Source organism: Mesorhizobium sp. WSM4847, assembly GCF_055811335.1.
The window spans coordinates 1-5,660 of the sequence record NZ_JBVVPY010000059.1; the positions used below are offsets into that span (position 1 = coordinate 1).

The window sequence follows — 5,660 nt, forward strand, 5'->3', positions numbered from 1 at the left end:
TCTGCAAAATCTGGGCAAAAGAGCCTGAACGGTTCCGATTCGATCCCACCCATCAAATGCCGGGACTAAACACCTAGTTGACACCTTTCGGCACGTTTTCGGGCGGCAACGTGTCGACCACTTTCTGGCGATGGAAGATGAACAGGCCGGCCAGCACGATGATGCCCGAGCCGATCAGGATGCGCGGGCCGGGCATGTCGCCGAAGAAGGCCAGCCCGAAGATGACGGCCCACAGCAGCAGGCTGTAATGCAGCGGCGCCAGCGTCGACGCCGGCGCCAGCTTCAGCGCCCTGGTGATCATCAGATGCGCGCCGCAGGAGACGATGCCAAGAAGCAGCATGGCGCCGAAATCGAGCGAGGACGGCGTCTGCCAGTTGCCGATGGTGAGAAACCCGCCGATCAGCAGCGTGCCGATGGTTTGCCAGGTAACGAGCGAGGTGTCGCTGGTGCTACGCAACCGCCGGTTGAGAATGATCGCGAAGGCGAATGAAATGCTTCCGGCCAGCGCGAAGGTCGACGACAGCGAAAACGCGGCCGAGGACGGTTCGAGCATGATCAGCACACCGCAGAACCCGACCAGAATCGCCATCCAGCGGCGCCAGCCGACCTTTTCACCAAGCAACAGGTGGGACAGCGCCGCCACGTAGATCGGCCCTGCCATGTAGAAGCTCATGACGTCGGCGAGCGGCAGATAGACGACGGCGGCGTAGAACAGCGCCGTGTCGAGCGTCGTCATGACGACGCGCAAGACCTGCAGTTCCAGGCGCTCCATGCGGAACAGCCTGGCCGCGCCTTGACGCGCGATCATCGGACCGAGCACGAAAAAGGCGCCGATGGAACGGATCAGCACGACCTGGCCGACGGAAAAGCTGGCGACCAGCCATTTGCCCATCGCATCATTCAAAGCAAACAGGAAATCGCCGGCCAGCATCAGCAGAATGCCAGCCAAAAGCACGTTCCTGAACGTTGAATTCTGGGCTGTTGGCTGTGCCATGCCGATGTCGCTTCCTCCCGCATGAAAGCCCGGTGAGCAGCGTCGTAGACGCAAGCGGCCGCTTTGACGAGTGGAAATCGGGAAGCCGGCCAACCAGGGACCGGAAATCGGCTGGGCCTGTACGGACGATCGCAACGGCCTACTTTGGCCGTGGCCGAATGATAACCGGACGATAGATCACCGGCCTATCCCAAGGATCGAAGACCGACGCACTTCTGAGCTCGGCGCGGCGCGCCAGATCGATGCGCTGCAGACATTCGGCGAAGGCATCATTCTTCCTGACGAAGCCGTAGGATCGGCATTTCGCCTCGTCCGCGGCACGACGGTCTTTGGCCGTCATGCAGCCTGCACAGGTCGCCGCCAACACGACCACCATCGCCGCCTTGTGCCACATGACATCCTCCTCGGCATAAAACTGGAGGTTGATTGTAGACGTGCGGTCAGGACCTATCAATCTGATCGATGGAGTTTTGAGACCGGCGATGCCTGCGGTTTACTGTTGCCGGCCGTCCGGCGATCGAGAGCCGTGTTTCCTGCCTGGCCCGCTCGGCCACCACCTTGCCCCTGGCGATGACACAGAGTCGCTCGGGACGCAGGCGCAAGGCCTCGACCGGATCGCCGGCATCGAGGACGACGAGGCTGGCGCGCTTGCCGACCGACAGGCCGAAATGGTCGAGGCCCATGATGGCGGCGTTGACGTTGGTGACCATGTCGAAGCAGCGCGCCATGTCGGCCGGGCTCGACATCTGGGCGACGTGAAGGCCCATGAAGGCGACGTCGAGCATGTCGGCGGTGCCCAGCGAATACCAGGGGTCGAGCACGCAATCCTGGCCCCAGCCGACGCGGATGCCGTGGGCAAGCATTTCCTTGACCCGCGTCAGGCCGCGGCGTTTGGGGAATGTGTCGTGGCGGCCCTGCAGCATGATGTTGATCAGCGGATTGGGGATCGCCGAGACGCCTGCCTCTGATATCAGCGGCAACAGCTTCGAGACATAGTAATTGTCCATCGAGTGCATCGACGTAAGATGCGAGCCGGCGACCCTGCCCTGCAGGCCGAGGCGTTGCGTCTCATAGGCCAGTTGTTCGATATGGCGCGACAGCGGATCATCGGTCTCGTCGCAATGCAGGTCGACCATGAGGCCGCGTTCTGCCGCGATTTCGCACAGTTCCGTCACCGAACGCGTGCCGTCGGCCACGGTGCGCTCGAAATGCGGAATACCGCCGACGATGTCGACACCCATGTCGAGCGCGCGGATGGTGTTATCGCGCGCCGTCGGCGAGCGATAAAACCCATCCTGCGGGAAGGCGACCAGTTGCAGGTCGATATAGGGCGCGACGGTCTTCTTCACATCGAGCAGGGCTTCGACCGCCAGCAGCCTGGTATCGCAGATATCGACATGACTGCGGATGGCGAGCAGGCCCATGGACACTGCCCAGTCGCAATAGGCGAGCGCGCGGTCGCGCACCGCTTCGTGCGTCAACAGCGGCTTCAGTTCGCCCCACAGCGAGATGCCTTCGAGCAGCGTGCCCGACACGTTGATGCGCGGGATGCCTAGCGAGAGCGTGGCGTCCATGTGAAAATGCGGATCGACGAAGGGCGGCGAGATCAGATTGCCATGGGCGTCGATCGCCGTGCCCGCGCCAGCGTTCAGCTCCGGCTCGATGGCCGCGATCGTCTCGCCGATGATGCCGATATCGGCGATCCTGCCGTCGGGCAGCGTGCCGCCGCGGACGATAAGGTCGAAATCCATCTACCGTCATCCCTTTGAAGAAGCGAACCTATTCCGGCACATACCTTACCGCACCCTTTGCAGCACTGGTCGCCATCGAGGCGTAGGCGCGCAAGGCCATCGTCACCTTGCGCTTGCGCTTTTCCTCGGGCTTCCAGGCGGCGGCTCCCTTGGCCTCCATCGCGGCGCGGCGGGCGGCTAGTTCGGCATCGTCGACGGCAAGCCGGATGGTGCGGTTCGGGATATCGATCTCGATCGTATCGCCCTCATGCACCAGCCCGATCAGCCCGCCTTCCGCCGCCTCGGGAGAAGCATGGCCTATCGACAGGCCGGAGGTGCCGCCGGAGAAGCGGCCATCGGTGACCAGCGCGCAGGCCTTGCCGAGGCCCTTCGACTTCAAATAGCTGGTCGGATAGAGCATTTCCTGCATGCCGGGGCCGCCGCGCGGCCCTTCGTAGCGGATGACGACGACATCGCCGGCCTTGATCTCGTTGGACAGGATCGCCTTGACGCTGGCGTCCTGGCTTTCGAACACCCTGGCCGGGCCGGTGAATTTCAGGATCGATTCATCGACGCCCGCGGTCTTCACGATACAGCCGTCGAGCGCCAGGTTGCCTTTCAGCACGGCAAGGCCACCATCCTTGGAAAAAGGATATTGGGCCGAGCGGATGACACCCTTCTCTCGGTCGAGATCGAGTTCGTCCCAGCGGCGATCCTGGCTGAAGGCGACCTGCGTCGGCACGCCGCCCGGGGCCGCCAGAAAGAAGTCGCGGACATTCTGGCTTGACGTGCGCGAGATATCCCAATGGTCGAGCGCTTCGCCGAGGCTTGCGGTGTGCACGGTCGGCAGGTCGCGGTTGATCAGTCCGGCGTTATCGAGCTGGCCGAGGATCGCCATGATGCCGCCGGCGCGGTGGACGTCTTCCATGTGCACATCCGCCTTGGCGGGGGCAACCTTGCATAACACCGGCACCTTGCGTGACAGCGCGTCAATGTCGTCCTGACCGAAATCGATCTCGCCCTCATGCGCGGCAGCCAGGATGTGCAGCACGGTGTTGGTCGAGCCGCCCATGGCGATGTCGAGCGTCATGGCGTTCTCGAAGGCGCCCTTCGAGGCGATGCTGCGCGGCAGCGCGGTGTCGTCGTCCTGCTCGTAGTAGCGCTGCGCGAGATCGACGATCAGGTGGCCGGCCTCGACGAACAGCCGCCTGCGGTCGACGTGCGTCGCCAACGTCGAACCGTTGCCGGGCAGCGAAAGGCCGAGCGCCTCGGTCAGGCAATTCATCGAATTGGCGGTGAACATGCCCGAGCAGGAGCCGCAGGTCGGGCAGGCCGAGCGCTCGATGGTCTTGACGTCCTCGTCGGAGATCTTGTCGTCGGCAGCCGCGACCATGGCGTCGACCAGATCGAGCGCCTGCGTCTTGCCGGCAAACACCACCTTGCCGGCCTCCATCGGGCCGCCGGAGACGAAGACGGTCGGGATGTTGAGACGCAGCGACGCCATCAGCATGCCCGGCGTGATCTTGTCGCAATTCGAGATGCAGACCATGGCGTCGGCGCAGTGGGCGTTGACCATATATTCGACCGAGTCGGCGATCAGCTCGCGCGAAGGCAGCGAATAGAGCATGCCGTCATGACCCATGGCGATGCCGTCGTCGACAGCGATGGTGTTGAACTCCTTGGCGACGCCGCCGGCCTTCTCGATCTCGCGGGCGACCAGTTGGCCGAGATCCTTGAGATGGACGTGGCCCGGAACGAACTGGGTGAAGGAATTGACGACAGCGATGATCGGCTTGCCGAAATCGGAATCCTTCATGCCGGTGGCGCGCCACAGGCCGCGGGCGCCGGCCATGTTACGGCCATGGGTAGTGGTGCGGGAACGGTAGGCGGGCATTAAACTGTCCTTGCTGTTTGCGTCGTCCGAACAGGGGCGGAAAACCGGAATTGAGCGGCGTTATATACGCCACCGTCTGGTCTGGCCACGGTTTTGCGATGCGCCGGGATCTTGAGCCAAAGACCGCAAGCCGGTCCAGGCAGTAAAAAAAGTCAGAGGTGCTGTCGGATCGTGTTTTGTTTGAGCGTCCTTGGGCAGACGGCGGCGACCGGCATCTATCGCCAGTCGGCCGTTGGACCCGTGAAAACAAGCCAAAACAGCCCGAGGAGCAAGAAAATGCAAAAGATCACCCCCTGCCTGTGGTTCGACGGCCAGGCCGAGGAGGCCATGAACCATTACATCTCCATCTTCAAGAACTCGAAGGTGCTGAGCGTGATGCGCTGGCCCAAGGGCAGCGGCGATAATGAGGGCAAGGTGCTGGTGACCTATTTCGAGCTCGACGGCGTGCAGTTCCAGGCGCTCAACGGCGGGCCGCAATTCAAGTTCACCGAGGCAGTCTCGCTGTCCATCGACTGCAAGACGCAGGAGGAGGTCGACTATTTCTGGGACAGGCTGATCGAGGGCGGTGGCGAGCCCAGCCAGTGCAGCTGGCTGAAGGACAAATTCGGCGTCTCCTGGCAGGTCGTGCCGGAGCAATTGCCGAGGCTGCTGCAGGACCCCGACACGGAAAAGGCCGGCCGCGTCATGCAGGCGATGATGCAAATGACCAAGATCGACATCGCCAAGATCGAAGAGGCCGCCAGGGGGTGAGTGAGACGCTCCCGACAGGCGATCTTTGCGCGATTTTGGGAATATCAACTGCCAAAGTCGGCGCCGTCCCTCACCTGCCTGCCGGCATCCTCTCCAAGTATAGTGACGGGGAGAGGGGCGCTCTCATACATGATTTCGCCAATTACCCACGTTGCAGGAAGGGCGTTGGCGTTGCGGCCAGCCCCCCTTCTCCCCGTCACTATACGGGGAGAAGGTGCCGGTGTCCGAACCGGATAGATAGGTAACAGAATGGACTGATTGCATGGGTGACAGTTTTCTCCTTCGCCGGGAG

General features: G+C 62.7%; 5 protein-coding genes. 1 reads left to right on the forward strand and 4 read right to left on the reverse strand.

All coding sequences use genetic code 11. The annotated features are described in order from the left end of the window. Positions 1–73: 73 nt before the first annotated feature. The 4 genes from AC0L28_RS34185 to ilvD form a co-directional block, all read right to left on the reverse strand. Positions 74–994 carry a DMT family transporter gene (locus tag AC0L28_RS34185; RefSeq protein WP_473482865.1) on the reverse strand — a complete coding sequence of 307 codons (921 nt, stop codon included), beginning with the start codon at positions 992–994 and terminating at the stop codon, positions 74–76. Between the two features lie 139 nt (positions 995–1,133). Beyond that, positions 1,134–1,388 (reverse strand): hypothetical protein, encoded by a 255-nt coding sequence (locus AC0L28_RS34190; RefSeq protein WP_473482867.1) that lies wholly within the window; start codon positions 1,386–1,388, stop codon positions 1,134–1,136. Positions 1,389–1,434: 46 nt separating this feature from the next. Further along, positions 1,435–2,745 (reverse strand): amidohydrolase family protein, encoded by a 1,311-nt coding sequence (locus AC0L28_RS34195; protein ID WP_473482869.1) that lies wholly within the window; start codon positions 2,743–2,745, stop codon positions 1,435–1,437. 28 nt (positions 2,746–2,773) lie between these two features. Further along, a complete protein-coding gene (gene ilvD / locus AC0L28_RS34200; RefSeq protein ID WP_473482871.1) occupies positions 2,774–4,618 on the reverse strand; it encodes a dihydroxy-acid dehydratase in 1,845 nt (614 codons plus the stop codon). A gap of 276 nt (positions 4,619–4,894) precedes the next feature. Between ilvD and AC0L28_RS34205 the strand changes: the two genes are divergently transcribed. Continuing rightward, positions 4,895–5,368 carry a VOC family protein gene (locus AC0L28_RS34205; protein WP_473482873.1) on the forward strand — a complete coding sequence of 158 codons (474 nt, stop codon included), beginning with the start codon at positions 4,895–4,897 and terminating at the stop codon, positions 5,366–5,368. Positions 5,369–5,660: the final 292 nt, after the last annotated feature.

What these genes read in the sequence shown, in the direction of transcription:
- AC0L28_RS34195 (WP_473482869.1), bottom strand. Translation starts at nt 2,745, where the DNA reads ATGGATTTCGACCTTATCGTCCGCGGCGGCACGCTGCCCGACGGCAGG.
- AC0L28_RS34185 (WP_473482865.1), bottom strand. Translation starts at nt 994, where the DNA reads ATGGCACAGCCAACAGCCCAGAATTCAACGTTCAGGAACGTGCTTTTG.
- ilvD (WP_473482871.1), bottom strand. Translation starts at nt 4,618, where the DNA reads ATGCCCGCCTACCGTTCCCGCACCACTACCCATGGCCGTAACATGGCC.
- AC0L28_RS34205 (WP_473482873.1), top strand. Translation starts at nt 4,895, where the DNA reads ATGCAAAAGATCACCCCCTGCCTGTGGTTCGACGGCCAGGCCGAGGAG.
- AC0L28_RS34190 (WP_473482867.1), bottom strand. Translation starts at nt 1,388, where the DNA reads ATGTGGCACAAGGCGGCGATGGTGGTCGTGTTGGCGGCGACCTGTGCA.